We start from the raw sequence: 24,120 nt of genomic DNA, 5'->3' as shown, positions 1-24,120 counted from the left end.
GCCTCGAAGTCCACGTCACGGGAAGACGTGCACGACCTCGATGCGTCCCACGATGTGCGCGTTGAACTCGTCCAGCTCCTCGGCAGGCACCCACAGCTCAAGGATCGTCTCTCCGCCGGCCTGCCGCACGGGATAGCGCTCCAGGAACGCGCTGTCCACGGCGAACCGGGTCACATAACCGGACCCGGACGCCGGGACGTTCCAGTCCCGGGCGATGCGGACGGCGTACTCCTCGTTCAGCACCGGGTAGAAGATCGGCTGCTCGGGCAGGCGGGGCGGCCACGCCGTCCACCCGGACGCCTCGACGAGAGCGAGCTCTTCGGGGCCGGTGGGGCGGTACAGGATCGTCGTGCCGGTCATGAGGGACGACCCTAGGGGGCGGGCCGGCCGTCCCGCCGGTGGTTTTGCGCCCTCAGACGGCGGCCGCGGCGTCCACCCGGGTCAGGAACGCGCCCAGGGCCGCGTTGAACTCCTGCGGGCGCTCCAGGTTGGGCAGGTGGGCCGCGCGCTCGATCACCGTGAGGGTGGAGTCGGGGAGGGCGGCGTGCATCGCCTCGGCGTCGCCGACCGGTGTGTACGTGTCGTCGGCGCCGACCACCACCAGCGCCGGCACGGCCACCCGGGTCAGCAGGGCGCGGTAGTCGGGGCGTTCGGCACGGCCGCGCAGGGCGGCGGCGGCGCCCTCGGGCGGTGCGGACGTCATCATGCGGTGCACGTGCGCCTTCACGGCCTCCTCCGCGTACGGGGCGACCATCTTCTCCAGCACCTCGTCGGCGTATCCGCGCATGCCTTCGCGCAGCAGACGGTCGGCCATGGCGTTGCGCACCGCCTTGCCCTCCTCGCTCTCCGCCGCCGGGAAGGTGTCGGCGAGGACCAGGCCGCGCACCCGGTCGCCGAAGCGGTCGTAGCACTCCATGGCGATCTGCCCGCCCATGGACAGCCCTGCCAGGACGAAACCGTCCACGCCCAGCTCGTCCAGCAGCGCCTCGATGTCCCGCGCGAAGACGGACAGCGGCGTGCTGCCCGGTACGACCGGCGAGGCGCCGTAACCGCGCAGGTCGGGGACGATCACGCGGCGGGTGGACGCGAAGGCGGCGGCCTGCGGGGCCCACATCGTGCGGTCGAAGGGATGACCGTGGACGAGGACCAGGGGCGGCCGCGAGGAGTGCGGGCCGTGGTCGTCGCAGGCGAGGAAGGGAGGCATGGCAGCGACCCTAGGAGCGGCCGGCTTCTCGGGGCAATAAAATCATTGCCCTCGGTGCAATGAGCGGAGGCGGCATGCAGGACTTCCGGCGGATCGCCGACCGCATGGCCGCCGACATCGCCTCGGGCCGGCTGAGCCCGGGCCAGCGGCTCCCGCCGCAACGGGCGTTCGCCCGCCGCCACCGGATCGCCGCGTCCACCGCGGAACGGGTGTACGGCGAACTCGTCCGGCGCGGGCTCGTGGTGGGCGAGGTGGGCCGGGGCACGTTCGTCCGGGCCGCCCCGGCGCCGCCCGGGGGACGCGCGCTCGCCGAAGAGGCCACCGTCGCGCCGGTCAACCTGGAACTCAACTACCCGGTCGCCGACGGCCAGGCCGACCTCCTCGCCCCCGCGCTCGCCCCGCTCCTGCACCCCGGCGCGCTCGCCGAGGCGCTGCGCCCGGCCGCCACCGACGGCACAGCCGAGGCCCGCGCGGCCGTCGCCGACCTGCTCGCGGTGCCCGGCTGGCGGCCCGACCCCGGGCGGGTCCTCTTCACCGGCAACGCCCGCCAGGCCATCGCAGCCGCGCTGGTCTCCCTGGTCCCGCCGGGCGGCCGCGCGGGCGTGGAGGAACTGACGTACCCGCTGGTCAGGGACATCGCAGTCGGCCTGGGCCGCACGCTGGTCCCCTTGTCCGCCGACGCGCACGGCGTGCGCCCGGAGGCGATCGCCGCCGCGCACCGCTCCGCTCCCCTGGCCGCGCTCTACCTCCAGCCGACGCTGCACAACCCGACATCCGTCAGCATGAGCCCCGAACGCCGCGAGCAGGTGGCCGCGGTGATCACCGAACTGCGCCTGCCGGTCGTGGAGGACCGCATCTGGTCCTTCCTGCGCCCCGCCCTGCCGCTGGCCGCGCACGCGCCCGACCTGGTGCACGTCGTCGACGGGCTGTCCAAGCGGGTCGCCCCCGGACTGACCGCCGGTTTCCTCGTCGTCCCGCCCGGACGGGTCGCGGCCGTGGCCGACGCGGTGCGCGCGGGCGGCTGGAGCGCGGGGCGCTTCGCGCTTCAGGCGGCGGTGCGGTGGGTGGGCGACGGGACGGTGGCCCGCCTCGTCGCGGCCAAGCGGGCGGAGGCGGCGCGGCGGCAGCTGCTGGTGCGGCGGGAACTGGCCGGCTTCTCGGTGCGGTCGGATCCGCGGGCGTGTTACGCCTGGTGGGAGCTGCCGGCGCCGTGGCGCGCTGACACCTTCACGGCGGCGGCCGCGGCGCACGGCATCGCCGTCACGCCGGGCACGGCCTTCGCGGTGGCGTCCCGCACGACCCCGAACACGGTCCGCCTGGGCCTGGCCTCGACTCCCACCCCGGACCTGCGCAGGGCCCTGAGAATCCTCGCCGACCTTGCGCACGGCGCCGCCGGGGTCTGACGGCGCCCGAAGCAAGGGCCCACGTCCCCGGCCGGGCGTGGGGAGGCACGACTGCCCACACCTGAACCCGTGACGGCCCGCACCCGCCGACGGCGGTGAGGGGCTGGGGTGGGGGTGTCCGCCCGCAGCGGCCGGCACCGGGCAACGGCGCACTCGTCGGGGACGGGCGGCCGGACCGAGGACGGACACCCCCCGCCCCGGCCCTGACCCACTCACCGGCCGCAGGCGACGCACGCCACGACGCGACCGCAACGGGCCGCCGCAGGCAAGAAAGGGGCGCGGGGAACGGCGCGAGCAACCGGGAGGCACCGGCACAGGCTGCCGCAGGCGACGCACGCCACGATGTGACCGCAACGGGCCGCCGCAGGCAAGAAAGGGGCGCGGGGAACGGCGCGAGCAACCAGGACGCACCGGCACAGGTCGCCGCAGGCGAACGCACCGGGACAGGTCGCCGCAGGCGAACGCACCGGGACAGGTCGCCGCAGGCGAACGCACTCGCACAGGCCGCCGCAGGCGAACCCGTACAAGGACCGGCCAAACCTCACGCCGGCGGCGCCGCAGGCGCGGGTTCCGGTGTCGGCTCCGGTGCCGGAGTCCCCCGCCGGCGCCCGGCGCGAGCCAGTAGCCAGGTCAGTCCCGCCACCGTCAGCCCCAACGTCAGCAGCATCCACGACGCCGTACGCAGAGTCTCGGTCAGCGCGTCGTACACCGCCCCCGCCGCCTGCGCGGAGACCTCCGTCGGCAACCCCCGCAACGTCACCCGCCGCACCACCGCGACCGCGACCCCGAGCAGCGCCCCGCCCACCGCCGTGCCCAGGGCCGTCGCGGTCAGCGCCCGCCGCCGGCACGCGGCAAGCCCGATCCCGGCGGCCGCCAGGGTGACGGCCGCGACGGGCAGCCAGAACCCGGCGACCTCCAGCACGTCGTATCCCTTCCGCAGTCGCGACAGATCCTCCGCCGGCACCAGGGCGACCTGCGTGTGCCGCACGGGGATCCGCGCGGCCAGCGGCACATGGTCCTCGGCGAGCTGCCGCTTGACCTGCGCGGTGACCGGCGCGAGGTCGACGGTCACCGGCCGGTCGTCGTCCTCCCGCAACGCCCGCAGCACGGCGTCGTGGGCGGACCGGTTCGCGGTGTCCCACGCGGCGCGGAACGCCTCGGTCTGCGTGAACGACCGCACCGCGTCGTGCACGAACGGCCCCATCGCGCCCTGCGCCGTCCCGGTGCCGACCTGCCGCAGGATGCCCTCACCGACGGTGTCGGCGATCTGCCCCTGGACGGCGGGGTCACCGGCCAGCGGCGCCATCGTGGCGACGTACCGCCCGGTGTCGGTCAGGCCGTACGCCGCCCACGCCGCCAGTGCGCCGAGCGGCACCAGCAGGCAGGACAGGACGATGAGAACGGCCGACGAAGCGGTCCGCAGGCGTCGTGACGACACGCTTCAAGGCAACGCCCCCGGCGCGGACGCCGCCAGCGGGCGTGCGCCGTACGGGTGACCTGAGGCAGCGGCTGGACCTGGGCTTTCCGCCCTCCGGTGGAGGGTTCACCCGAACGGGTGTTTCCTGGTGCTGGCGGACGTTTCCGGTACGGGGGAGCAGGAAGCGCCGCGTGCGGTTCGTCCGAGTCCTCTCCGGGCGCCCGGAACCGGGTTCCGGCGGTCCGGTGAGTGGAGGGATGAGGGAAACGTGGGCCCCGGTGCACCACACCGGGGCCCACGTGTGCGCCGGTCGCGGCGCCCTCACCGGATGCGGTTGCCCTCCGCGTCCTCCCGCGTGTAGTAGCGGTAGAAGAACACCAGGTAGATGGCCGCCCCGGTGATCAGCCCCAGTGCCACGGAGCGCAGGATGGTGTCGCCGGTCTGGCTGTACAGGAAGCCGATGGAGATGCCGGCGAAGGCCGATTTCACGCCCGAGTGCAGTTCGCGCGTGAGCCGCGGGGCGAAGAGGGCGACGCCGATGCACGCCACGATGAACACGATCGCGGTGACGAAGCCGAACAGCAGGTTCCAGCCCGTGATGGGTCCGCCGCCGCGACGGTTGGCCGCGGCCCAGTAGCCGTAGACGAGCCCGAGGACGACGGGGACGCCGTACCTCGCCAGGGTGTGCGTCCGTTCGCTGAGGACGTCGGGCAGTCCGTTGGGCGCCCGGCGGGCGCCTAGCGCGCCGAGGCGGGTGCCGATCGAGCCGCGGGTACGACCGCTCCCGGGTGCGGGTGCCGCATGAGCCATGAGAGCGCTCCTCTCTCTCCTCGCCCCCGCCTTCCAGGGCACACCTGGCGGGGACCACCGGCAAGTCGACGTGTGCCCCTCTCGCGGACGCTGATGCGAGCCGCGCGGGCCCGTGTTTCGCTGGGGTGCGTGAGCGGCGGCACGGACAGCGAGAACCCGGACGACGCCGGCCAGCACAGCCCCGGCCCGGACGGTCACGGGCCGCGTCGTCACGCCCCGGACCCTCGGGCCCCGGACGTCCAGGCCCCGGACCATCACGTCCCGAACCTTCAGCCCCCGAACCTCCGGGCCCCGGACGGACCCGCCCGTCGCCGTCACGCCCCCTCCCTCCGTGCCGCCCGCCGCCGGGACGTCGTGCACCGCCACCAGCTGCTGCAGATTCGCGGCCACAGCGTGGCCTGGGTGCCGCCGTTGCTGCTGCTCGCCGCGATCGCCATCGTCGACATCAACACACCCGGAGAGTTCCGCATCGTCTCCTGGATCGTGCTGGTGCCCGGCATCGCCGCGGCGATCTGCGGGGTGCGGGGCACGGCCGCCTTCGCGGTGCTCGCGGTCGTCACCTACGTCGTCGTGGACGGCGCCTGGCCGAACCGGTACCAGGCCGGTCTGGCCGACTTCGTCCTCGTCACCGTCGGCGGTGTGCTCGCCACGCTGGCCTGCGCGGTCCGGGTGCGCGACGAGCGGCGGATGCTGCACATGATGCAGATCGCCGACACCACCCGCCGTACCGTGCTGCGCCCGCTGCCCCCGCACTGGGGCGGCCTCGACCACGCCGCCGTCTACCTCGCCGCGGACACCGACGCCCGGATGGGCGGCGACTTCTACGACATCCAGCCCGGCCCGCACGGCACCCGGGTGCTGCTCGGCGACGTCCAGGGCAAGGGGCTCGGCGCGGTGGAGGCGGCGGCCGCGCTGCTGGGCACGTTCCGGGAGGCGGCGTACCACGAGCCGGACCTGCTGACGGTCGCCGTGCGCCTGGAGACCCGTATGGCGCGCCACCGCGGCCACACGGCCGCCCTCGGCCGCACCGACGCCGACCGCTTCGCCACGGCCGTCCTGCTGCACTTCCCGCCCGGCGTGCCCGACGCCGTCGACGTGGTCCTCTTCGGCCACGAGCCGCCGCTCGCGGTGGGCCCCGCGGGCGTACGGCCCCTGCCGGAGGGCGACGGCCTTCCGCTCGGCCTCGGCGACCTCACCGGCGCCCCGCCCCGTGCGCGCCGTGTGCCGCTGGCCCCCGACGAGACGCTGTTGCTGGTCACCGACGGGGTGACCGAGGCCCGGGACGACACCGGCTGCTTCTACCCGCTGGCCGAGGACCTCGCCCGCGCCGTCGGGGCCGACCCCCGCACGGCCGAGCCGGACCGCCTGGTCACCCATGTCCGCGACGCGACCCTGCACCACTGCGGGGGCCACCTCGCCGACGACACGACGGTCTTCGCCGTGCACCGCCGACGCTGACCCGGCATCCGGCATCCGGCACCCGGCATCCGGCACCCGGACGGCGCACCGGCCCCGGCACCCGGACGGCGCACCGGCCCCGGCACCCGGACCGCGCACCGGCCCCCGACGCTCCGGACGTCGTACCGAACCAGGCCCTCCGCCCCGGTACGGCCCCGTACCGCTCCGGTACCGACCAACGGCGCACCTGGCCGGAGCCCCGCCGCCACACCCCTCCGCACACCCTCCCCACACCTCTCCCCGGGCACCTTCCCGATCGCCTCCCCGGTCGCCTCCGCCCGTACCGTCCCGGTCGTCGTTCCGTCCCCCGGTCCCCCTTTGCAGCCGCAGCGGTTACGGTGCTGCCGTACGTGATCCACGACAGTCGTCAGGGGGGAGTGGCCCATGGCCGGAACCGTGCTGCTGCTCGCGGCCTCGCCGGTGGGGCGGGGATGTCTGGTGGACGCGGCCTCCGTGCTCCCCGTCCTGGCCGCCGTGCCGCCCGCCGTGCTCGCCGGGACGGACACCGCGAACGTCGTCGAACTTGCCGACCCGCTTCAGCCACAGGCCGTGCTGACCCGGCTGCGGGCCGCCGCGGCCGCGCCCGGGCCGCTGACCGTGTTCGTCACCGGGCAGCTCCAGCTGGACCGGCGTCAGCGCCTGCCCCATCTGGCGCTGGCCCGCACCACCGCCGCCAGCGTGCGCTACACCGCCTTCCCCTGGCACTGGTTCCGCGAGGAACTGCGGCTGCGGGCCGGCGGCAGCACCACCCTGGTGGTCGACCTGCACGCCGACGCCGAGTGCTGGCAGTGGCTGCGCACCTCGGTGCTCGACTCCGGCCGCGGCACCGCCGTTTACGGTCGCATCGCACCGCCGCCCGGCCGGCGCAGCGTGGCGGCACCGGCGTACATGAAGGCCGTCGCGACGATCCTGCGCAGCGGGCGACGGCCGCCGTTGCCGCAGCTGCACGAGCAGGCGCTGGCCCGGATCGCCGCGGACGGCCCGCTGCACGACCTGGTGCTGAGCGCGCCCGGACCGGCCCCCAGCGACCCGCACGTGGCGCTCAGCACCGCCGTGCGCGAAGGACGGCACGCCGACGCCGACGCGCTCGCCGCGCAGTGGGAACAGGCCGCCCGGCGGGCCCACGGACCCGGCTCCGACGAGGCGCTGCACTGGACCGAGGTCCGCGCCGACCTCGCGATGTTCGCCGGGGACCCGGTGCGCAGCTGCCGCACCTGGCTCGAGGTCGCCTCGGTGCGGCTCGCCGCCGGGCAGGCGCCCGACGCGCCCGCGGTGGAGGCCGCGGTGGACCGGGCGCACCACCAGTGGGCGTCGATCCGTGACGCCGGCCGGGCGCGGGACCTGGGCGCGGCGCTCGCCGAGGTGCGGGGCCGCGTGCCGGGGCGGCGGGAGGGCGCCCTGGATCATGTGCTGGACCAGCTGCGGCAGTTGGACGGCCGGCCGGAGTCGCCGACCCGGGTGTGAGCGGCCCGGCGCGGGGGCGCGCACCCGGGGTGCGCGAGGTCCGTCCGAGGTCTCCCTTCACCACCTGAGCCGGTGTCATGATGAGGTACATGGCTGAGGGGGACGCAGTGGCCGGGGTGGGCGTGCGGGTCAGTTTGGACGCGAGCGCGAGCAGAACCGACGTGAGCGCGCTCCAGGCGTGGCTGGAACAGGAACAGCCGCTCCAGGACCTGGTGCGCGGGGGAACGCTGCAGATCGAGGTGCGGCCCGGCACGGACGCGGCCGGGGAGCACATGGGCTCCGCGTGGGAGATCGCGCTCCACATCGCCGGGGACGTCACCACCGTCGCCACGCTGGCCGAGTACACCAGCCGCGCGGTCAGGGCCTGGCAGGCCAACCGCCGGCGCGTCGAGGACGGCGAACCGCCGAGGACACGGGTCGAGCCACTGGACTCCGACGAGGACTGAACCGGTGAGCTTCGACCCACGGGGGAAGGCGAACCGGGCGCTCGTCGTCGGCGTGTCCGAGTACGACCACACCAGGGCCGACGCCCCGGACGGCGTGCCCGGACAGCTGCCCGCCGTCCGCTACAACCGCACCACCCTCACCGAGGCCCTCTACCGCGGCGGGCTCTTCCGCGAGGGGGAGGTCGTGCCGTGCGTCTCGCCCGCCCACGACGAGTTCGCCGCCGCCCTGCACCGGGTGGCGCGGGACGCGCGGGGGCTGCTGCTGCTCTACTTCGCCGGGCACGGCATCGTCACCGCCGCGGGCGACGAACTCTTCCTGCAGATGCGCAACGCGCGCGTGGCGCGGGGCCGGCACGACGTGTTCCCCGGCGCCGTGCCGCTGACCGAGGTGCTCGCCGTGCTGGCGGCCAGCAGCGCCGAGCGGATCGTGGTGATCCTCGACTGCTGTTACGCCGGGAACGCCGCCGGTGTCTGGCACCGCTTCGAGCCGCGCGAACGGCAGAAGATCCTGCTGCTGATGAGCGTGCAGGCCAACCGGCTGATCCATCCCGGCGGCGGCAACCGGGCCACCCCCTTCACCCGGCACCTGGTCCGCGCCCTCGAGAAGAGCGGAACCGACGGCGCCGCCGGCGGGGGTGAGCTGTGGCTGACCGAGCTGTACGCCGGGCTGAAGGAGCGGATGGCCAAGGCGCGGGTCCCCACCGGGGCCGGCGACCACCAGGATCCGCAGGCGGCCTGGGAGCCGGGGCAGGACGTCCTGCTGCGTGCGGTCGCCCGCCGGCCGGGGCACGGGCCCGAGCCCGTGCCCCGGCCCCGTACCGAACCGGCATCCCGGCCCGGGCAGGCGCCCCGGCGCAGACGGCGCGCGGCGTTACGGGCGGTCGCGTCCCTCTGGGGCGAGACGGCGGCCCGGCTGCGGCGCCGGCTCCGCCTCTGGCTGATTTTGGTGCTCGCCCTCGCCGCCACGGCCGCCGGGGGCTACGCCGTCGCCGAACTGTTCGGCGACGACGCGCCGTGCGCCCCGCCGCTGGAGCTGCGGGTGCTGACCGACCCCGACCTGGAGCCGGCGCTGACCGCGGCCGCGGACGCCTACCTCGCGTCGGACACCGGCGACGGCTGCCGCCGCACCGGCATCACCGTCGACAGCGCGGGCGCCGCCGACGCGGTCGCCGCGCTGCGCGACCGCACCGACGCCTGGCAGCAGCCGCGCGACGACGACGATCCGCAACGGGACGTCGGCCCGCAGCCGGACGTGTGGATCCCGGCGTCCCCCGCAGACGTCACCCGGGTGACCGCCGGACAAGGGGAACGGGTCTTCGCCCATGTGGAGCAGCTGGGCGAGCCGTTGGCCTACTCACCGGTGGTGCTCGCGGTGCCGGGCGGGGACGGTGTCCGGTCCGCAGCCGCCGGTACCGGGTCCGGCGCGGGAGCGGGTTCCGGCGGGGGGCTGGCCGAGCTGGTCGCCCAATTCGAGGCGCGCGGCGGACGGGCCCAAGTCCTGCGCCCCGACCCGGAGTTCACCGACACCGCGCTCCTCGCCACGCTGGGTCTGTACGCCGGCGGGGCCGACACCCGGGCCGTCGAACGGAGCGTGCGGCAGAGCGGGTCGCCCGCGGCTACGGCCGGCGAGCTGCTGTGCTCCCTGCCCTACGACCCGGCCCAGGACCGGCGCACCGCCGTGCTCGCGCCCGAGTTCCTGCTCAAGAGCGGCCTCGGCTGCGCCTCGGAGATGGTGCGCGCCGAGCGCGTCGCTCAGTACCCCGACGACGTGCCCGCCCTGCAGCCGGCGTTCGTACGGGTGCGCTGGGAGGACGGCGACCGGGACGCGAAGGCCCGGGACGACGCCGTACAGCGGTTCCGCGACTGGCTCGGCGGTGACGGCGGCCGCAAGGTCCTCGGCGACTACGGCTTCCGTTCCGCCGACGCCCCGCACCGGCTGCTCGGCCGGGGCAAGGCCGCGCCCGGCGTGCTGACCGACCCGGGCGCCCCGCGCGAGGCGGCCGAGCCGACCGCGATGAACGCGGCGCTGGAGCGCTACCGCAGCGCGGGCGGCCCCGGCCAGGTGCTGTTCCTGCTCGACAGCTCCGGCTCCATGGCGGGGCTGTGGGAGGGGCCCAGTGGGGGGCCGGGCCTGCTGAAGCAGTCCCTGGGCGGGCTCGGCGACCGGGACGAGTACGGGGTGTGGGCGGTGGCCGGCACCTCGGGCCCCACCCACAGCGAGCTGCTGCCGTTCGGCACGCATCGGCGCGCCGACGGCGTCCGCGCCCTCGATCCCGGCGGCAGGGCCCGGGTGCGCGACGCCGAGGCGGACCCGCACGCGGCGCTGCTGGACGCCCTGGAGTTCCTGCACGGGCGCGGCACCGACGACCAGCGGCCGCAGCTGATCGTCTACCTCACCGACGACGAGGACGACAACCGGCTGAGCGGCCACCAGCTCGACGAGGTCCTCCAGCGGGCGCGTACGGCGCGCGTACCGGTCGTCATGGTGTCGCTGGCCAACGGCGGATGTGACGGCGGCCGGCCCGACGCGCGTGTCGCCGCGGCGAGTTCGGGGCGCTGCCTGGACCCCGGCGACGACCTGGGGGCGGCGCTGCACGACGAGGTCGCGCGGACCGGGACGGGGGAGGAATGAGGGCGGGAGAGGAATGAGGTCGGGGGAGGCATGAGACTGCGACGGATCGCCGCCGTCCTGGCGCTGCTCGCCGTGGCGTCCTGCACGGGCGGCGCGGACGACGACACGCCGCCCGGGGCCTCGTCGTCCCACTGGATCGTGGTCGCCAGCGGACGGGACGTCACCGGCAAGGGCGGCATCCGTCAGCAGCTGATCGACGCCTGGAACCGCACGCAGCCGGAGGGCGGCTACCGGGCCCGGCTGGTGGAACTGCCCGGTTCGGCCGACGCGCAGCGCAGCCAGCTGCTCGGCGCGCTGCAGTCGGGCAGCGCGTCCTACGACGTGGTCAACCTGGACGTGACCTGGGTGCCGGAGTTCGCCGCTGCCCGGCTGATCCAGCCGCTGCCGGACAGTGCCGTGGAGCGCAGATCCGATCTCGTGCCGTCCGTGGACGACACGTCCCAGTGGGACGGCGAGCGGTACGCGGTGCCGTTCAACAGCGATGTCGGGCTGCTGTACTACCGGCGCGATCAGGTGGCGGCCGTCAGCGGGCGCAGCGATCTGGGCACCAGCGTGAGCTGGGACGAACTGCGGGCGCTGATCGAGGCGCTCAACCGCAAGCGGCCGACGGGATACGAGGCCGGGTGGACCACCCAGCTCGACGGTTACGAGGGGCGGACCGTCAACGCCGTCGAGGCGTTCGCCTCCGCGTGGGGCGACGACGTCCGGCTCACCGACTCCACGGGGCGCTACCGGGGCGACGAGGAGCAGCTCGCGGCCGGGATCGGCGAACTGCGCCGGCGCACCGGGACGGCGTACACGCTGCGGGACGCCTACGAGTCCGACGAGGCGCGCTCGCTCGACGACTTCGCGCGGGGCCGCACGACGTTCCTGCGGCACTGGCCGTACGTGTATCCGACGCTGTACGGGACGTTCAAGGACAATCTGGGGGTGACCCGGCTGCCCGGCAAGGCGGTGCTCGGCGGGCAGGACCTCGCGGTCACCTCGACGACGGCGGGCGAGCGGGCGACGCGCGCGTACGACCTGATCCGCTTCCTCACCGATCCCGACAGCGAACGGTGTCTGCTGCGGGCCGGGTTCGCGGCGACACGGACGTCCGCCTACGAGGACGGCGCCACGTGCACGCACGCGCCGGTGTACGCGGAGACGCCGTCGGCGTCCCCGACCGGCGAGAGCCCCGGCCGGACGCCACCGGACCGGCTCGGCGGTCTCAGCTACCGCCGGCAGATCCTGCTGCCGTCCCTGCGCGAGGCCGTGCAGCGCCCGCGCACACCCCTGTACGGCGCGGTGTCGCGCACGCTGATCACCACCCTGGGTCCGCTGTACGACGTGGGGCCGCGGGGCGGGGGCGCGCAGGCGCCGAGCGACCAGGAACTGGCGGAGTCGCTGAACCGGGCGCTGAAGCGGGAGCTGCCGCACTGAGGCCGGGCGTTGCGCCAGGCCCACGTGCCGTGGGCCACGACTGCCTAGGGGTGGCCCGGCCAGTGGGGCTGCACCACGGTGCTGGGGTGGGGCGACGCCTTCGCCGGACCGGCGTTGGCCGCCGTGATCAGGGCCGCGACGGCGAGTACGGCCGCGACCACGCCCCGGGTGACGGGTGTCGCGCCGGCCGGGCGCGGGCGGGCGTAGGGCTGGTCGTGGCGTGCGGAGGGGCGGACGTGCACGGCAACCTCGCAGCGGGCGGGCGATGACAGCGGCTTGTCGGTGGGCTCGAGTCGCTGTTCAACCTAGGGGGCGCCGGAAGCCGACGGCAAGGGTGACCGGGGCAGTTCGGGCGAGGCGGGGGGTGGCGGGCGTGGGTGAGATGGCGGGGGTGAGGGGGCGGTTCGTCTGCGGGTGCGTTGTGGCTGGTCGCGCGGTTTGCCTACACCTGCGCCCGCCCCTGCTTGCGGACTTCCGCCAGGCGTAGTGCTCCCAGTTGGACCGCTACCTGCGTCGCGTCGGAGGGGACGTCGGAGAGGCCGCCGTTGGTCAGGGTGAAGGCGTCCGGGCCCTGGCGGACCACCGCCACGTCGAGGGTGAGGACCGTCGGGTCCTCCGTGCCCTCGGCCGGCGGGGCCGTCACCGTGACGTGCAGGCCCTGTCTCGCGTCCCCGACCGGGGGCAGGGAGGTGGCGGAGATCTGGACGTCCTGGGCCACGCCACGCCCCGTCGTCGCTGTGAAGTGCGCGCACGTCTGCGGCACCGTCGCGAGCCAGGCCAGCGTCCGGTCGACGTCGGCCGGCGGCTGGGCCGAGACCTGGTAGCGCAGCTGGGCGCCGGTGTCGGTGTTGTCGAGGCCGATGACCGCGCGGGCCGGGGAGCCGAGGAGTTCGTCCGCGTACAGGGCGTCGAGGAAGCGGGCGCAGTCGCCGGGTGCGCCCGTCGTCTTCAGCATGCCGTCCCGCCAGGTCGCCGCGCCCCGCGTGGGCGTCCAGGCCGGGCCGAGGTCGGACTCGGTGACCAGTACCGACTGGGCCTGGGCGGCGGTCAGCGCGGGCGTGGTGGTGGGGGAGGCCGGTGCCGTGCGGGAAGCGGAGGACGTGGTGGGCGTGCTGGTGGGGGCCTCTTCCATGTCGAGGTAGCGGCCCGAGCAGGCGGTGGCGGTCAGGAGGGTGCCGGCGGCGAGCGTCAGGGCGAGGGCGGCGGGGGCCGGGGGTCGGGGCATCGGGGCTCCTGGGCGGGGCGGGTGCGTAGGTCCAGGTCAGCACCGTGATCGCCGGGCGACCAGCGCACAGGACCGTCCGGGCGACAAAAGCGCTCGCGCCGAGGAGACGGGCGTCGGTACCGTCGTCGTATGCAGCGCGTACAGGTCCTGTCCACGACGACGCCGGAGAGTGTCCCGGCGCGCTGAGCGATGTCGCGAAAGCCCCGGGGCGGGTGCCCCGGGGCTTTCGGCGTGCGGGGGCTCGTCCCGCTGGAGGAGGAGCCCACCATGCATGATCACCGCCGTCTCGGCCGTGAGCTCGACCTGTTCGGCACCGACCCGCTGATCGGGGCGGGCCTGCCGTACTGGCTGCCCGACGGGGCCGTCGTGCGGCACACCCTCGAGGAGTACGTCCGGGACGTGGAGCGTGCCGCCGGCTACCGGCATGTGTACTCGCCCGTGCTCGGCAAACGGGAGCTGTACGAGATCTCCGGGCACTGGGACCTGTACAGCGACGACATGTTCCCGCCGATGCGGCTGGGGGCGGAGGAGGTCGTGCTGCGGCCCAGTCTGTGTCCGCATCATGCGATCGTCTACCGGTCACGCTCCCGGAGCTATCGGGAACTGCCGTATCGCGTTGCCGAGGTGGGCGGCATGTTCCGGTCCGAGCTGTCCGGGGTGCTCGGGGGTCTCACCCGGGTGCGGGCCATCCAGCTGAACGACGCACACATCTTCTGCACCCCGGACCAGGCCGTCGGCGAGGCCCGGGCCGCCCTGGAGCTGATCGCCCGCGCCCATGCCGATCTCGGCATCCGGGGCGCCCGCTATCGGCTGTCGCTGCCGGGGGAGGGCGGCAAGTACGTCGCCGACCCGGAGCTGTGGCGGCGTGCGACCGGCATGCTCCGGGAGGTGCTGGCGGGGGTCGAGCACGAGGAGGCCGAGGGGGAGGCCGCGTTCTACGGGCCGAAGATCGATGTGCAGGTCGCTGATGCGGCGGGGCGGGAGTCGACCCTGTCGACCGTGCAGATCGACCTCCATCAGCCGGAGCGGTTCGGGCTGTCGTACGTCGGCGCGGACGGTGCCAGGCACCGGCCCGTGATGGTGCACCGCAGTGTCATCGGCAGCGTGGAGCGGGTGGTCGCGCACCTCCTCGAACAACACGGCGGTGCTTTTCCCGCCTGGCTGGCGCCGGTGCAGCTGGTCGTGCTGCCGGTGTCGCCGGAGCAGGAGGAGCGGGCCCGGGAGGTGGCGGGGCGGGCGCAGGCCGCCGGGTTGCGGGCCGAGGTCGCCGCGGAGGGCAGCCTGGGGGCGCGGATCCGGGCGGCGCGGCTGGTGCCGTACCAGGCGGTCATCGGTGCCCGGGAGGACGCGGCCGGGGAGGTCGCGCTGCGGCTGCGGGACGGGCGGCGGGCGGGGCAGGTGCCGGTGGCGGAGCTGGTGCGGCGGGTGGCGGGGGTGGTGGCGGCGCGCGGAGCGGATCTGTGGGGCTGAGCGGCCCGGGCGCTTATCGTCGGGGGACGACGGAAGGAGCTCGTGGTGGCCGGTCAACCCATCCCCGTGATCATTGACTGCGACACGGGTGTCGACGACGCCCTCGCCCTGCTGTTCGCCGTACGTCATCCCGGTCTGGATCTGCGCGCGGTGACGTGTGTCGCCGGGAACACGGACGTGGACGGCGTCGTGCGCAACACGCTGACCGTGCTGGAGCAGGCGGGGGCGCCGGAGATTCCGGTGGGGCGGGGTGCCGAGCGTCCGCTGATCGAGCCGGCGCGGTCGGCGCGGCACGTGCACGGCCACGACGGCATGGGCGACCTGGGGCTGCCCGCGCCGAAGCGCCGGCCCGCCGACGTCGACGCGGTGACGCTGCTGCGCCGCGAGATCCTCGCCAGCGAGCGGCCGGTGACCCTGATCCCGACGGCGCCGCTGACGAACGTCGCGCTGCTGCTGCGCACCCATCCGGAGGTGACCCGCAACATCGAACGGATCGTCTTCATGGGCGGCGCGGTCGCCTCCGGCAACGCCACGCCGGTCGCGGAGTTCAACGTCTGGCACGACCCGGAGGCCGCGGCGATCCTGCTGACCGCGGGGGTGCCGATCACCATGTACGGCCTGGACGTGTTCATGCGGGTGGTCGTGCCGGGCGCCGATGTGCACCGGATGCGTGCGAGCGGTGAGCCCGGGACCCGGCTGGCCGGTGAGCTGCTCGCCCACCGGCCGACCACGCAGGGCGGCGAGCCCGAGGCGGAGGAGGCGGGCGGCCTCGGTGACGCGGGCGCGGTGTGCGCGGTCGCCGATCCCGCGGGCCTGACGACGCGGCTGCTGCCGGTGGAGGTGTCACTGGCGCCGGGCCCGGGCCGCGGGCAGACCGTCGTCGACCGGCGCCCGCGCCCCGGCGAGTCCGAGATCCACGAGGGCGCCCGCGAACAGCCCCTGGTGGACGTGGCGTTGGAGGTCGACGTCGACCGCTACGTGAAGCTGTACCTGGACACGGTCGAGCGCTAGTCGGCGGCGGAGGCCGTCCAGCGTTCCTCGACCCTGGCCAGCCTCCAGTACGTCAGGGCCGCCGCCCACACCAGGACGAACAGGCCGACGATGAGGTAGCCGACGTTGTCCAGGTCGATGCCGGCGATCCAGCCGGTGACGCCGTCGTCGAGGCCGAACTTGTCGTGCAGCACGCCGACCAGCTCGATGGTGCCGATCACGAAGGCGACGGCGATGGACAGGCCGGTGATGGCCAGGTTGTAGAACACCTTGCGGACGGGGTTGGAGAACGCCCACTGGTAGGCGAAGTTCATGAACGTGCCGTCCAGGGTGTCGAAGAGGCACATGCCGGCCGTGAACAGCAGCGGCAGGCACAGGATCGCGTACCAGGGCAGCCCGGCCGCGGCGCCCGAGCCGGCCATCACCATCAGGGTGACCTCGGTGGCGGTCTCGAAGCCGAGGCCGAAGAGGAAGCCGAGCGGGTACATCTGGCCCGGCCGGGAGATCGAGCGGGTGAGACGGCCCAGGAAGCGGTTCATGAAGCCGCGCGAGTCCAGGTGCCGCTCCAGCTCGGACTCGTCGTACGCGCCCGCCCGCATCGACCGGAACACCTTCAGGATGCCGAACAGGGCGACCAGGTTGAGGGCGGCGATGAGGTACAGGAAGGTGCCGGCGACGGACGTGCCGAGGACGCCGAGCACCTGGTGGGTGGTCGACCCCTCGTTCATGACCTTCCCGGCCAGCGAGGTGCCGCCCGCGATCAGCAGCGCCAGCAGGACGACGACGCTGGAGTGGCCGAGCGCGAACCAGAAGCCCACGGACACCGGGCGCTTGCCGTCGGCCATCAGCTTGCGGGTGGTGTTGTCGATGGCGGCGATGTGGTCGGCGTCGAACGCATGCCGAACGCCGAGGGTGTAGGCGGTGACACCGAGGCCGATGCCGAACGCCTTGGAGCCGACCTCGTAGTGGCCCGGCACGACGAGGAGGAAGAGGATCCCGAAGGCGGCGACGTGCAGGGCGGCGATGGCGGCCAGCAGGCCGGCGGTCTTGACGGTGTCCTCGCGGCGCCACTTGAAGGCGGCCGCGGTCGTCGTCGTCGGGGCAGGGTCGGGCAAGGTCATCCGGTCACGCTCCAGCACCTCGTGGATCACTTCGTGAGTGCCGTGGCCGGTCTCCTGGCTGACGGGTCGTGCGTCCGCCGTCCCTGCCTTCCCGGCCGTACGACCAGTGGCCCGGCGTGCGCCGGACGGGACGAGAACTTCCCCGATCACAGTGGCGAGGGCCGCTCCGGTTTCCCACCGGCTTCCCGAACACCACGGCCCGCCCACGGTAGGGGGGCGGAGCGTCTTCTGCATAGCTGCACAGCTGAGCAGGTATCCAAGATCACAGAGGGAATAAGCCGCCCGGGTTCCGCGGGCCCGCGGCCGGTGGCCCGGGCGGGGGCGGGAGAATGCGGGCATGCACCTCGTGCCTCCCGACCGCGCCGACCGCCGGACCATCGACGGTCACCGTGTCTGTGACGCCATCGCCGCCATCGGAGACGCCGCCCACGTGCGCGGCTGGGCCGACCGCTTCTCGCTGCTCGCCGACCCCAACCGGCTCGCTCTCCTGCTCGCCCTGCACCGCACCGGCCCGCTCGCGGTGTCCGACCTGGCGATCGCGACCGGCATGAACGACCCGGCCGTGTCGCAGGCACTGCGGCTGCTGCGGGCGGCCGGCACGGTGGCGGGCGAGAAGCAGGGCCGGGTGGTCCGCTACCGGGTGGTCGACCCGGACGTACGGACGCTGCTCGCGCGCTGCACCGCCGACGGCGCCTGACCCGAGCGGGCGCGGACACGTTCCCTCGCGCGGCGAAGTGGACAGTCATCTCCCTGTCGTGCCCGAACCGGCGAACGGAGACCGCGTGCCCGATCTCTCCTCCCGCGACCCCGACTGGTGGCGGCAGGCCGTCGTCTACCAGGTCTATCCCCGCAGCTTCGCCGACGCCGACGGCGACGGGCTCGGCGACCTGCGCGGCATCACCGACCGCCTGACCCATCTGGCCGCACTCGGCGCCGACGCGCTGTGGCTGAGCCCGTTCTACCCCTCCGAACTCGCCGACGGCGGCTACGACGTCGCCGACCACCGCGCCGTCGACCCGAGGCTGGGCAGCCTGGACGACTTCGACGCCCTCGTCGCCGAGGCGCACCGGCTCGGCCTGAAGGTCGTCGTCGACATCGTCCCCAACCACACCTCGCATCAGGGCGCCTGGTTCCAGGAGGCGCTGCGCGCCGGGCCCGGTTCGCGCGCCCGGGAGCGGTACGTCTTCCGCGACGGCCGTGGCGTCCACGGGGAGCTGCCGCCCTCGGACTGGCAGTCGGTGTTCGGCGGCAGCGCCTGGGAGCGAGTGCCGGACGGGCAGTGGTACCTGCATCTGTTCGCCCGTGAGCAGCCCGACCTGAACTGGGCCGACGACGAGGTCCGCGCCGACCTGCGCCGCACCCTGCGCTTCTGGGCCGACCGCGGCGTGGACGGTTTCCGGGTGGACGTCGCGCACGCCCTGGCCAAGGACCTGTCCGAGCCGCTGCGCGACCTCGGCGCGCCCGAACTGAGCGACGAGGCGGCCCTCACGGTGCTGCCCCCGGGCAGCCATCCCTTCTACGACCGTGACGAGGTGCACGAGATCTACCGGGACTGGCGCCGCCTGCTCGACGCCTACTCCCCGCCCCGCGCGGCCATCGCCGAGGCGTGGGTGCCGGGGGAGCGCCGCGCGCTGTACGCCCGGCCGGACGAGCTGGGCCAGGCGTTCAACTTCGAGTATCTGCAGGCCCCCTGGCACGCGGACGCGCTGCGCGAGGTCATCACCGCGTCGCTGGCCGGCGCGCGGGCCGTCGGCGCCTCGGCCACCTGGGTGCTGTCCAACCACGACGTCATCCGGCACGCCTCCCGGCTGATGCTGCCGCCCGGCACCGACGACAACGCCTGGCTGCTGTCCGGCGGCAAGGCGCCCCGGATCGACCCGGCGGCCGGGCTGCGCCGGGCCCGCGCGGCGACGCTGCTGATGCTGGCGCTGCCCGGCTCGGCGTATCTCTACCAGGGCGAGGAGCTGGGGCTGCCCGAGGTCGCCGAGCTGCCGGCCGAGGTGCTCCAGGACCCGATCTGGGAGCAGACGGGCCATGTCCGCAAGGGCCGCGACGGCTGCCGGGTGCCCCTGCCGTGGACGGCCGGCGGCCCGTCGTACGGTTTCGGGGCGGGCGGCGCCTGGCTGCCGCAGCCGTCGTCCTTCGCGTCGTACGCCGTGCAGGCGCAGGACGGCGTGGAGGGCTCGACACTGGAGCTGTACCGGGCCGCGCTGAAACTGCGCCGCAAGCTGGTGGAGGGCGAGGAGCTGCGGTGGGCCGAGGACGTCCCGGCCGGTGTGCTCGCCTTCGCCCGCTCTCAGGGCTGGCGGTGCGTCGCCAACCTGTCGGAGCGGGCGGTACCGCTGCCGGCCGGTGAGGTGCTGCTCGCCAGCGCCCCGCTGGAGGACGGCCGGCTCGGCCCGGACACCACGGTCTGGCTGGGCTAGGGCGCCGTCGGGGGCGGTGGGCTAGCGCACCGTCGGGGGCGGTGGGCTAGCGCACCGTCGGGGGCGGTGGGCTAGCGCACCGTCGGGGACGGGTCGCCGGGCAGGGGGACCGGGACGGACGTCGGGTTCGGCGGCGGGGTGAGGACCACCTGCGGCTGTCCCCCGGCCGGGGGCGGCGGGGTGACGTCGTTCGAGGGCAGCTTCGGCGGGGCGGTCTGCTGGAAGAGGGCCTGGTCGAAGTTGACCAGGCCGGTCTTCTCCATGACCGTCATGTGGTCGAGCACGGTGTCGTTGGCCTGGTCGGCCAGCGCGCGCACCAGGGTGTTCTTCGTCGTGGAGCGGATCTTGGCGATCGTGTTGAAGATCGAGCCGTGCGTGATGCGCAGGATGTTCGCGAAGTCCGAGTCGAACTGCCTGCCGCTGTCCGCGTTGAGGGTGGCGACGAATCCCTGCTGCTGGGGGCTGGGCAGGTTGGGCAGCGTGATGTTCAGCATCGGAGCGACCCTGCGGCAGGTGATGTCCAGGGCCGCGTGCCCGTCGATGAGGTGCCGGCCCGCCGTGAGGACCGCCTTGTCGGTGCTCTTCTTCAGGGCCATCTGCCCCACGGGGTACTCCCACAGGCCGGCCGCGCGCACCTTCACCACGAAGTCGCGGTCGCCCTCCGTGAGCGGTCCCCACTGGGTGTTGGCGATCACACGTGAGGTGTCGCTGGACACCGTCTGCAGGCCCAGCATGGCGGGATAGGCGAGTGCGACGAGGGTCAGGCCGAGGGCTCCGCCCACGAAAAGGGTTCCCGTCGCGGTCCGCGAGAGTCGCACCATGCCTCCTGTCGTCGTCCGGTCGGACGCACAGGAGTACGGGGGCAAGGGCGGTTGTGTTCGGGCGGCGCCGTAAAAAATCTTCCTTGACGGCGGTCGGCTGGGGTTTTATGCAGGTATGTGAGGTCACGTCCGCAGCCCCGGCAGCTACGGCACCCGAGAAGGGAGAGCCCGATGGCGCGTTCGGTCGGAATCGATCTCGGCACCACGAACTCGGTGGTCGCGGTCCTGGAGGGCGGCGAGCCCACCGTCATCACCAACACGGAGGGCGCCCGCACCACCCCGTCCGTCGTCGCCTTCGCCAAGAACGGCGAGGTGCTCGTCGGGGAGGTCGCCAAACGGCAGGCCGTGACGAACGTGGAGCGCACGGCCCGGTCCGTGAAACGGCATGCGGGCGACCACTCCTGGCGGTTCCCGGAGAGCGGCGACGTCGACGGCAAGCGGTACACCGCGCAGGAGGTCTCCGCGCGTGTGCTGCAGAAACTCAAGCGGGACGCGGAGGCGTACCTCGGGGAGGACGTCACGGACGCCGTGATCACCGTACCGGCGTACTTCGACGACGCCCAGCGGCAGGCCACGAAGGAGGCCGGGGAGATCGCCGGCCTGAACGTCCTGCGGATCGTCAACGAGCCGACGGCGGCCGCGCTGGCGTACGGGCTGGACAAGGGCAACGACCAGACGGTGCTCGTCTTCGACCTCGGCGGCGGCACGTTCGACGTGTCGCTGCTGGAGATGGGCGACGGTGTGATCGAGGTCAAGGCGACCAACGGCGACACGCACCTCGGCGGCGACGACTGGGACCAGCGGATCGTCGACCACCTCGTCACCGGGTTCAAGAACAACTACGGCGTCGATCTGTCGAAGGACAAGATGGCCGTGCAGCGGCTGCGGGAGGCGGCGGAGAAGGCGAAGATCGAGCTGTCCTCGTCGACGGAGACGAGCATCAACCTGCCCTACGTCACCGCCTCCGCCCAGGGTCCGCTGCATCTGGAGGAGAAACTCACGCGGGCGCAGTTCGAGCAGCTGACGGCGGATCTGCTGCAGCGCTGCAAGGGGCCCTTCCAGAACGCGGTGCGGGACGCGGGGATCTCCGTCAAGGACATCGACCACGTGGTGCTGGTCGGCGGGTCGACGCGGATGCCGGCCGTGACGGAGCTGGTGAAGGAGCTGACGGGCAAGGAGCCGCACAAGGGCGTCAACCCCGACGAGGTGGTGGCGGTCGGCGCGTCGTTGCAGGCGGGTGTGCTCAAGGGCGAGGTCAAGGACGTCCTTCTGCTGGACGTCACCCCGCTGTCGCTCGGCATCGAGACCAAGGGCGGCATCATGACCCGGCTCATCGAGCGCAACACGACGATCCCCACGCGGCGTTCGGAGATCTTCACGACGGCGGAGGACAACCAGCCGTCGGTGACGATCCAGGTGTACCAGGGGGAGCGGGAGATCGCGGCGTACAACAAGAAGCTCGGCATGTTCGAGCTGACCGGTCTGCCGCCCGCGCCGCGCGGGGTGCCGCAGATCGAGGTGGCGTTCGACATCGACGCCAACGGGATCATGCACGTCTCCGCGAAGGACCTCGGCACCGGCAAGGAGCAGAAGATGACCGTCACCGGGGGCTCCGCGCTGCCGAGGGACGACATCGACCGCATGGTGCGGGAGGCCGAACAGCACGCCGAGGAGGACCGGGGCCGACGGGAGGCGGCGGAGACCCGCAACCAGGGGGAGCAGCTCCTCTACCGGACGGAGAAGCTGATCCGGGACAACCCGGAGAACATCCCGGCGGACGTCAGGAGGGAGACGGAGGAGGCGCTGGCCGAGCTGAAGGAGGCGCTGAAGGGGGAGGACACGGGGGCGATTCGCTCCGCGGTGGACAAGGCGGCTCAGGCGGCGCAGAAGATCGGTACGGCGATGTACGAAAGGGCCTCCGGCGGCCGAGGTGAGGGTGAGGGTGAGGGTGCGGGTGCGGGTGCCTCCGGCGGTGGCGCCGATGATGACGTAGTGGATGCGGAGATCGTGGATGACGACAAGCGGCAGGCGGGCTGAGGGGTCCGGTCGTCTGCGGCTGGGTGGCGGGTCGCTCGCGCAGTTCCCCGCGCCCCTGAAGGTCGGCTGCCGTTGCTGTCACTCGCATGGGCGCACCGGCGCGGCACGTGACGTGCAGGGCACTGAGAATCGGCGTGGGGGGTCGACACCCGTTCGTTCAGGGAGATCGCGCCACCATGAGACGCCCCCTCGCTTCGCTGGGCTGCTGTGCAGCTCTCGTTCTGACCGTCCTCGTCCAGTCGCCCGCCGGGGCTCGGGAACGCGAGCTGTGGGGCTCGGTGACCATCGTTCCCGGCCGGCAGGGGCTGCTGGAGGTCACCGGGTACGGCGGTCCCGCTCTGGGCGCCGGGTCCCGGCTGACGCTGACCGTGTCGGAGCCGGCCGCGGTGACCGGTACACCGCTGGCCGACGGCGGGTACCGGGGGGCCGTCGCCTCCGACGGCGGCACCGGCAGTTACACGTTCACCGGCACCACGGCGGCCGGTCCGTGGGCGGGCCGGACGTTCCCGTTCGTGCTCTCCGTTCCCGCGGACGCCGTGCCGGGGACCCGGCTCAGCGCGTGCGCGATGGTCGTCACCGACGCCGGCGGCGGCCGCCGGGACGAGGGGGCGTGCACCGTCACGGTGGGGCTGCCCGAGCCGACGCTGACGCAGCCGCTGGCCGGTGTCCCGCTCGGCTCGCGTCCGCGGACCGCCGGGACCGCCTATCCGGGCGCCCAGGTCAGCGTCCTGGACCAGGACGAGAACGAGGTGTGCTCCACGACCGCCGCCGCCGACGGCACCTGGTGGTGCGTCCCCGGGACCGATCTGCCGGCCGGCGCCGGGCGGCTCCAGGCGACCGCCACCTTCAACGGGGTCAGCGCGACGAGCGAGCAGATCCGGATCACCGTGACGTAAGGGGCCGTAACGGCGCAGCGGGGCCCGCTTGTTGGGGAAACGTTGACCTTTCGTCCGGGAGTGTTGACTCTTCCCCGGGAGAGTCCATAGCCGGGCCGCCCCTACATTCGGCCGCATGTCCGTGCCGCTCCCCGTCCTGCCGTATCGCAAGCCCACCAAGGGCCGCGACTACTGGGTCTTCGACGACGTCCTGCCCGATCCCGACGCGGTGCGTGAGCGCGTGCTGGGCAGGGACGACTGGGTCAAGGGGTATCCGTACACCTCCGAGAGCTGGCCCGGGCTGCGCGCCATGCCCGGTCTGGAACCCGATGAGCTGGCGGTCGTCGAGAAACTCGTGCGCAAGGCGACCGGGGCGAAGGAGCTGTGGGTGCAGCAGGCGCCGGGCGGCGGCACCCTCAACCACAACTGTGTGCAGGTCGTCGGGGAGGGCGAGAGCGAGCCCCGGCCGCACACCGACTCGCGGGCGCTGTGCCGGTACGCAGCCGTGCTGTACCTCAATCCGACGGTGCCCAAGGGGTGCGGTACCGCCTTCTACCGGCAGTCCCTGCCCGGCGGGCGGCTCGGCGGGAACGTCGTGCAGGCGCCGCACACCAATCTCGTCCAGGCCCTCGGGACACGGTTCGTCGCGCCGGACGCCTTCGAGGAGGACGTGACCGTTCCGCACCGGTACAACCGGCTGCTGCTCTATCACGCCAACCTCGTGCACAGCGCGACCGGTTACCACGGCATCGCGCTGGAGGAGAAGCGCATGACGGCGGTGTTCTTCTGGATGGCCTGACGTCCACATCGGTCGCCGCCTCACCCCTCGGACGGCTGTACGGGTGGCAGTACCGCTGCGGGTGATACCTAGGGGCCGTGCGTCCTCCGACCGGGCGGTG

At 73.9% G+C, this 24,120-nt stretch carries 21 protein-coding genes and 1 riboswitch; of the genes, 13 read left to right on the top strand and 8 right to left on the bottom strand.

The window, feature by feature from the left end; genetic code table 11:
* Positions 1-15 precede the first annotated feature (15 nt).
* Both ACZ67Q_RS16395 and ACZ67Q_RS16390 read right to left on the bottom strand, forming a co-directional pair.
* On the bottom strand, positions 16-360 hold the full coding sequence (locus tag ACZ67Q_RS16395; protein WP_471182079.1) for a hypothetical protein: 345 nt from the start codon (positions 358-360) through the stop codon (positions 16-18).
* A 52-nt stretch (positions 361-412) separates the two neighbouring features.
* Positions 413-1,204, bottom strand: coding sequence for an alpha/beta fold hydrolase (locus tag ACZ67Q_RS16390; protein WP_471182076.1), 792 nt, complete (start codon positions 1,202-1,204; stop codon positions 413-415).
* Between the two features lie 74 nt (positions 1,205-1,278).
* Here ACZ67Q_RS16390 and ACZ67Q_RS16385 point away from each other — a divergent pair, with 74 nt between their 5' ends.
* The gene (locus ACZ67Q_RS16385) at positions 1,279-2,607 is read left to right on the top strand and encodes an aminotransferase-like domain-containing protein (protein WP_471182073.1); all 1,329 of its coding nucleotides are present in this window, start codon (positions 1,279-1,281) and stop codon (positions 2,605-2,607) included.
* Between the two features lie 541 nt (positions 2,608-3,148).
* Here ACZ67Q_RS16385 and ACZ67Q_RS16380 read toward each other — a convergent pair.
* Together ACZ67Q_RS16380 and ACZ67Q_RS16375 are read right to left on the bottom strand one after the other, a co-directional pair.
* Complete coding sequence (locus tag ACZ67Q_RS16380; RefSeq protein WP_471182071.1) at positions 3,149-4,045, bottom strand: hypothetical protein; 897 nt, start codon at positions 4,043-4,045, stop codon at positions 3,149-3,151.
* 300 nt (positions 4,046-4,345) lie between these two features.
* Positions 4,346-4,834: a hypothetical protein gene (locus ACZ67Q_RS16375; RefSeq protein WP_471182068.1), complete on the bottom strand. Its 489-nt coding sequence runs from the start codon at positions 4,832-4,834 to the stop codon at positions 4,346-4,348.
* Positions 4,835-5,188: 354 nt separating this feature from the next.
* On the opposite strand from ACZ67Q_RS16375, the gene ACZ67Q_RS16370 reads away from it, so the two are divergent.
* The 5 genes from ACZ67Q_RS16370 (at position 5,189) to ACZ67Q_RS16350 (ending at position 12,256) form a co-directional block, all read left to right on the top strand.
* Positions 5,189-6,292, top strand: a complete 1,104-nt coding sequence (locus tag ACZ67Q_RS16370) for a PP2C family protein-serine/threonine phosphatase (RefSeq protein WP_471182693.1) — start codon at positions 5,189-5,191, stop codon at positions 6,290-6,292.
* Between the two features lie 384 nt (positions 6,293-6,676).
* Positions 6,677-7,756, top strand: a complete 1,080-nt coding sequence (locus tag ACZ67Q_RS16365) for a hypothetical protein (protein WP_471182065.1) — start codon at positions 6,677-6,679, stop codon at positions 7,754-7,756.
* A gap of 89 nt (positions 7,757-7,845) precedes the next feature.
* The gene (locus ACZ67Q_RS16360; RefSeq protein WP_471182063.1) at positions 7,846-8,202 is read left to right on the top strand and encodes a hypothetical protein; all 357 of its coding nucleotides are present in this window, start codon (positions 7,846-7,848) and stop codon (positions 8,200-8,202) included.
* Between the two features lie 4 nt (positions 8,203-8,206).
* Positions 8,207-10,834, top strand: a complete 2,628-nt coding sequence (locus ACZ67Q_RS16355; RefSeq protein ID WP_471182060.1) for a substrate-binding domain-containing protein — start codon at positions 8,207-8,209, stop codon at positions 10,832-10,834.
* 30 nt (positions 10,835-10,864) lie between these two features.
* Positions 10,865-12,256 carry an extracellular solute-binding protein gene (locus tag ACZ67Q_RS16350; RefSeq protein WP_471182057.1) on the top strand — a complete coding sequence of 464 codons (1,392 nt, stop codon included), beginning with the start codon at positions 10,865-10,867 and terminating at the stop codon, positions 12,254-12,256.
* Positions 12,257-12,300: 44 nt separating this feature from the next.
* Here the strand turns inward: ACZ67Q_RS16350 and ACZ67Q_RS16345 are convergent, their stop codons facing one another.
* Together ACZ67Q_RS16345 and ACZ67Q_RS16340 are read right to left on the bottom strand one after the other, a co-directional pair.
* On the bottom strand, positions 12,301-12,498 hold the full coding sequence (locus ACZ67Q_RS16345; RefSeq protein WP_471182054.1) for a hypothetical protein: 198 nt from the start codon (positions 12,496-12,498) through the stop codon (positions 12,301-12,303).
* A gap of 200 nt (positions 12,499-12,698) precedes the next feature.
* Positions 12,699-13,481, bottom strand: a complete 783-nt coding sequence (locus ACZ67Q_RS16340) for a hypothetical protein (protein WP_471182052.1) — start codon at positions 13,479-13,481, stop codon at positions 12,699-12,701.
* Positions 13,482-13,748: 267 nt separating this feature from the next.
* Between ACZ67Q_RS16340 and thrS the strand changes: the two genes are divergently transcribed.
* Positions 13,749-14,951: a threonine--tRNA ligase gene (gene thrS, locus ACZ67Q_RS16335; RefSeq protein WP_471182050.1), complete on the top strand. Its 1,203-nt coding sequence runs from the start codon at positions 13,749-13,751 to the stop codon at positions 14,949-14,951.
* A gap of 45 nt (positions 14,952-14,996) precedes the next feature.
* Complete coding sequence (locus tag ACZ67Q_RS16330) at positions 14,997-15,962, top strand: nucleoside hydrolase (RefSeq protein WP_471182047.1); 966 nt, start codon at positions 14,997-14,999, stop codon at positions 15,960-15,962.
* On the opposite strand, the gene nicT is transcribed toward ACZ67Q_RS16330, so the two are convergent.
* Positions 15,959-17,062, bottom strand: coding sequence for a Nickel transporter NicT (gene nicT / locus ACZ67Q_RS16325; protein WP_471182044.1), 1,104 nt, complete (start codon positions 17,060-17,062; stop codon positions 15,959-15,961). The genes ACZ67Q_RS16330 and nicT overlap by 4 nt on opposite strands.
* 27 nt (positions 17,063-17,089) lie before the next feature.
* Positions 17,090-17,274: riboswitch (cobalamin riboswitch) on the bottom strand.
* 125 nt (positions 17,275-17,399) lie between these two features.
* Between nicT and ACZ67Q_RS16320 the strand changes: the two genes are divergently transcribed.
* The gene (locus ACZ67Q_RS16320; RefSeq protein ID WP_471182041.1) at positions 17,400-17,759 is read left to right on the top strand and encodes an ArsR/SmtB family transcription factor; all 360 of its coding nucleotides are present in this window, start codon (positions 17,400-17,402) and stop codon (positions 17,757-17,759) included.
* An 85-nt stretch (positions 17,760-17,844) separates the two neighbouring features.
* On the top strand, positions 17,845-19,488 hold the full coding sequence (locus ACZ67Q_RS16315) for a glycoside hydrolase family 13 protein (RefSeq protein ID WP_471182038.1): 1,644 nt from the start codon (positions 17,845-17,847) through the stop codon (positions 19,486-19,488).
* A gap of 71 nt (positions 19,489-19,559) precedes the next feature.
* On the opposite strand, the gene ACZ67Q_RS16310 is transcribed toward ACZ67Q_RS16315, so the two are convergent.
* Positions 19,560-20,270 carry a DUF4142 domain-containing protein gene (locus tag ACZ67Q_RS16310; RefSeq protein ID WP_471182690.1) on the bottom strand — a complete coding sequence of 237 codons (711 nt, stop codon included), beginning with the start codon at positions 20,268-20,270 and terminating at the stop codon, positions 19,560-19,562.
* 210 nt (positions 20,271-20,480) lie between these two features.
* On the opposite strand from ACZ67Q_RS16310, the gene dnaK reads away from it, so the two are divergent.
* The 3 genes from dnaK (at position 20,481) to ACZ67Q_RS16295 (ending at position 24,020) form a co-directional block, all read left to right on the top strand.
* Entirely contained in the window at positions 20,481-22,346 is a 1,866-nt protein-coding gene (gene dnaK / locus ACZ67Q_RS16305) for a molecular chaperone DnaK (protein WP_471182036.1), read from the top strand.
* Between the two features lie 176 nt (positions 22,347-22,522).
* A complete protein-coding gene (locus tag ACZ67Q_RS16300; protein ID WP_471182033.1) occupies positions 22,523-23,242 on the top strand; it encodes an Ig-like domain-containing protein in 720 nt (239 codons plus the stop codon).
* A gap of 115 nt (positions 23,243-23,357) precedes the next feature.
* A complete protein-coding gene (locus ACZ67Q_RS16295) occupies positions 23,358-24,020 on the top strand; it encodes a DUF6445 family protein (protein ID WP_471182030.1) in 663 nt (220 codons plus the stop codon).
* The last annotated feature ends 100 nt before the right edge of the window (positions 24,021-24,120 follow it).

The organism is Streptomyces sp. NPDC036813 (assembly GCF_055609245.1).
Note: the sequence above shows the minus strand (reverse complement) of the source record. Positions and strands in the feature narration are given on the sequence as shown.

What these genes read in the sequence shown, in the direction of transcription:
- ACZ67Q_RS16395 (WP_471182079.1), bottom strand. Translation starts at nt 360, where the DNA reads ATGACCGGCACGACGATCCTGTACCGCCCCACCGGCCCCGAAGAGCTC.
- ACZ67Q_RS16390 (WP_471182076.1), bottom strand. Translation starts at nt 1,204, where the DNA reads ATGCCTCCCTTCCTCGCCTGCGACGACCACGGCCCGCACTCCTCGCGG.
- ACZ67Q_RS16385 (WP_471182073.1), top strand. Translation starts at nt 1,279, where the DNA reads ATGCAGGACTTCCGGCGGATCGCCGACCGCATGGCCGCCGACATCGCC.
- ACZ67Q_RS16375 (WP_471182068.1), bottom strand. Translation starts at nt 4,834, where the DNA reads ATGGCTCATGCGGCACCCGCACCCGGGAGCGGTCGTACCCGCGGCTCG.
- ACZ67Q_RS16365 (WP_471182065.1), top strand. Translation starts at nt 6,677, where the DNA reads ATGGCCGGAACCGTGCTGCTGCTCGCGGCCTCGCCGGTGGGGCGGGGA.
- ACZ67Q_RS16360 (WP_471182063.1), top strand. Translation starts at nt 7,846, where the DNA reads ATGGCTGAGGGGGACGCAGTGGCCGGGGTGGGCGTGCGGGTCAGTTTG.
- ACZ67Q_RS16350 (WP_471182057.1), top strand. Translation starts at nt 10,865, where the DNA reads ATGAGACTGCGACGGATCGCCGCCGTCCTGGCGCTGCTCGCCGTGGCG.
- ACZ67Q_RS16340 (WP_471182052.1), bottom strand. Translation starts at nt 13,481, where the DNA reads ATGCCCCGACCCCCGGCCCCCGCCGCCCTCGCCCTGACGCTCGCCGCC.
- thrS (WP_471182050.1), top strand. Translation starts at nt 13,749, where the DNA reads ATGCATGATCACCGCCGTCTCGGCCGTGAGCTCGACCTGTTCGGCACC.
- nicT (WP_471182044.1), bottom strand. Translation starts at nt 17,062, where the DNA reads ATGACCTTGCCCGACCCTGCCCCGACGACGACGACCGCGGCCGCCTTC.
- ACZ67Q_RS16320 (WP_471182041.1), top strand. Translation starts at nt 17,400, where the DNA reads ATGCACCTCGTGCCTCCCGACCGCGCCGACCGCCGGACCATCGACGGT.
- dnaK (WP_471182036.1), top strand. Translation starts at nt 20,481, where the DNA reads ATGGCGCGTTCGGTCGGAATCGATCTCGGCACCACGAACTCGGTGGTC.
- ACZ67Q_RS16300 (WP_471182033.1), top strand. Translation starts at nt 22,523, where the DNA reads ATGAGACGCCCCCTCGCTTCGCTGGGCTGCTGTGCAGCTCTCGTTCTG.
- ACZ67Q_RS16295 (WP_471182030.1), top strand. Translation starts at nt 23,358, where the DNA reads ATGTCCGTGCCGCTCCCCGTCCTGCCGTATCGCAAGCCCACCAAGGGC.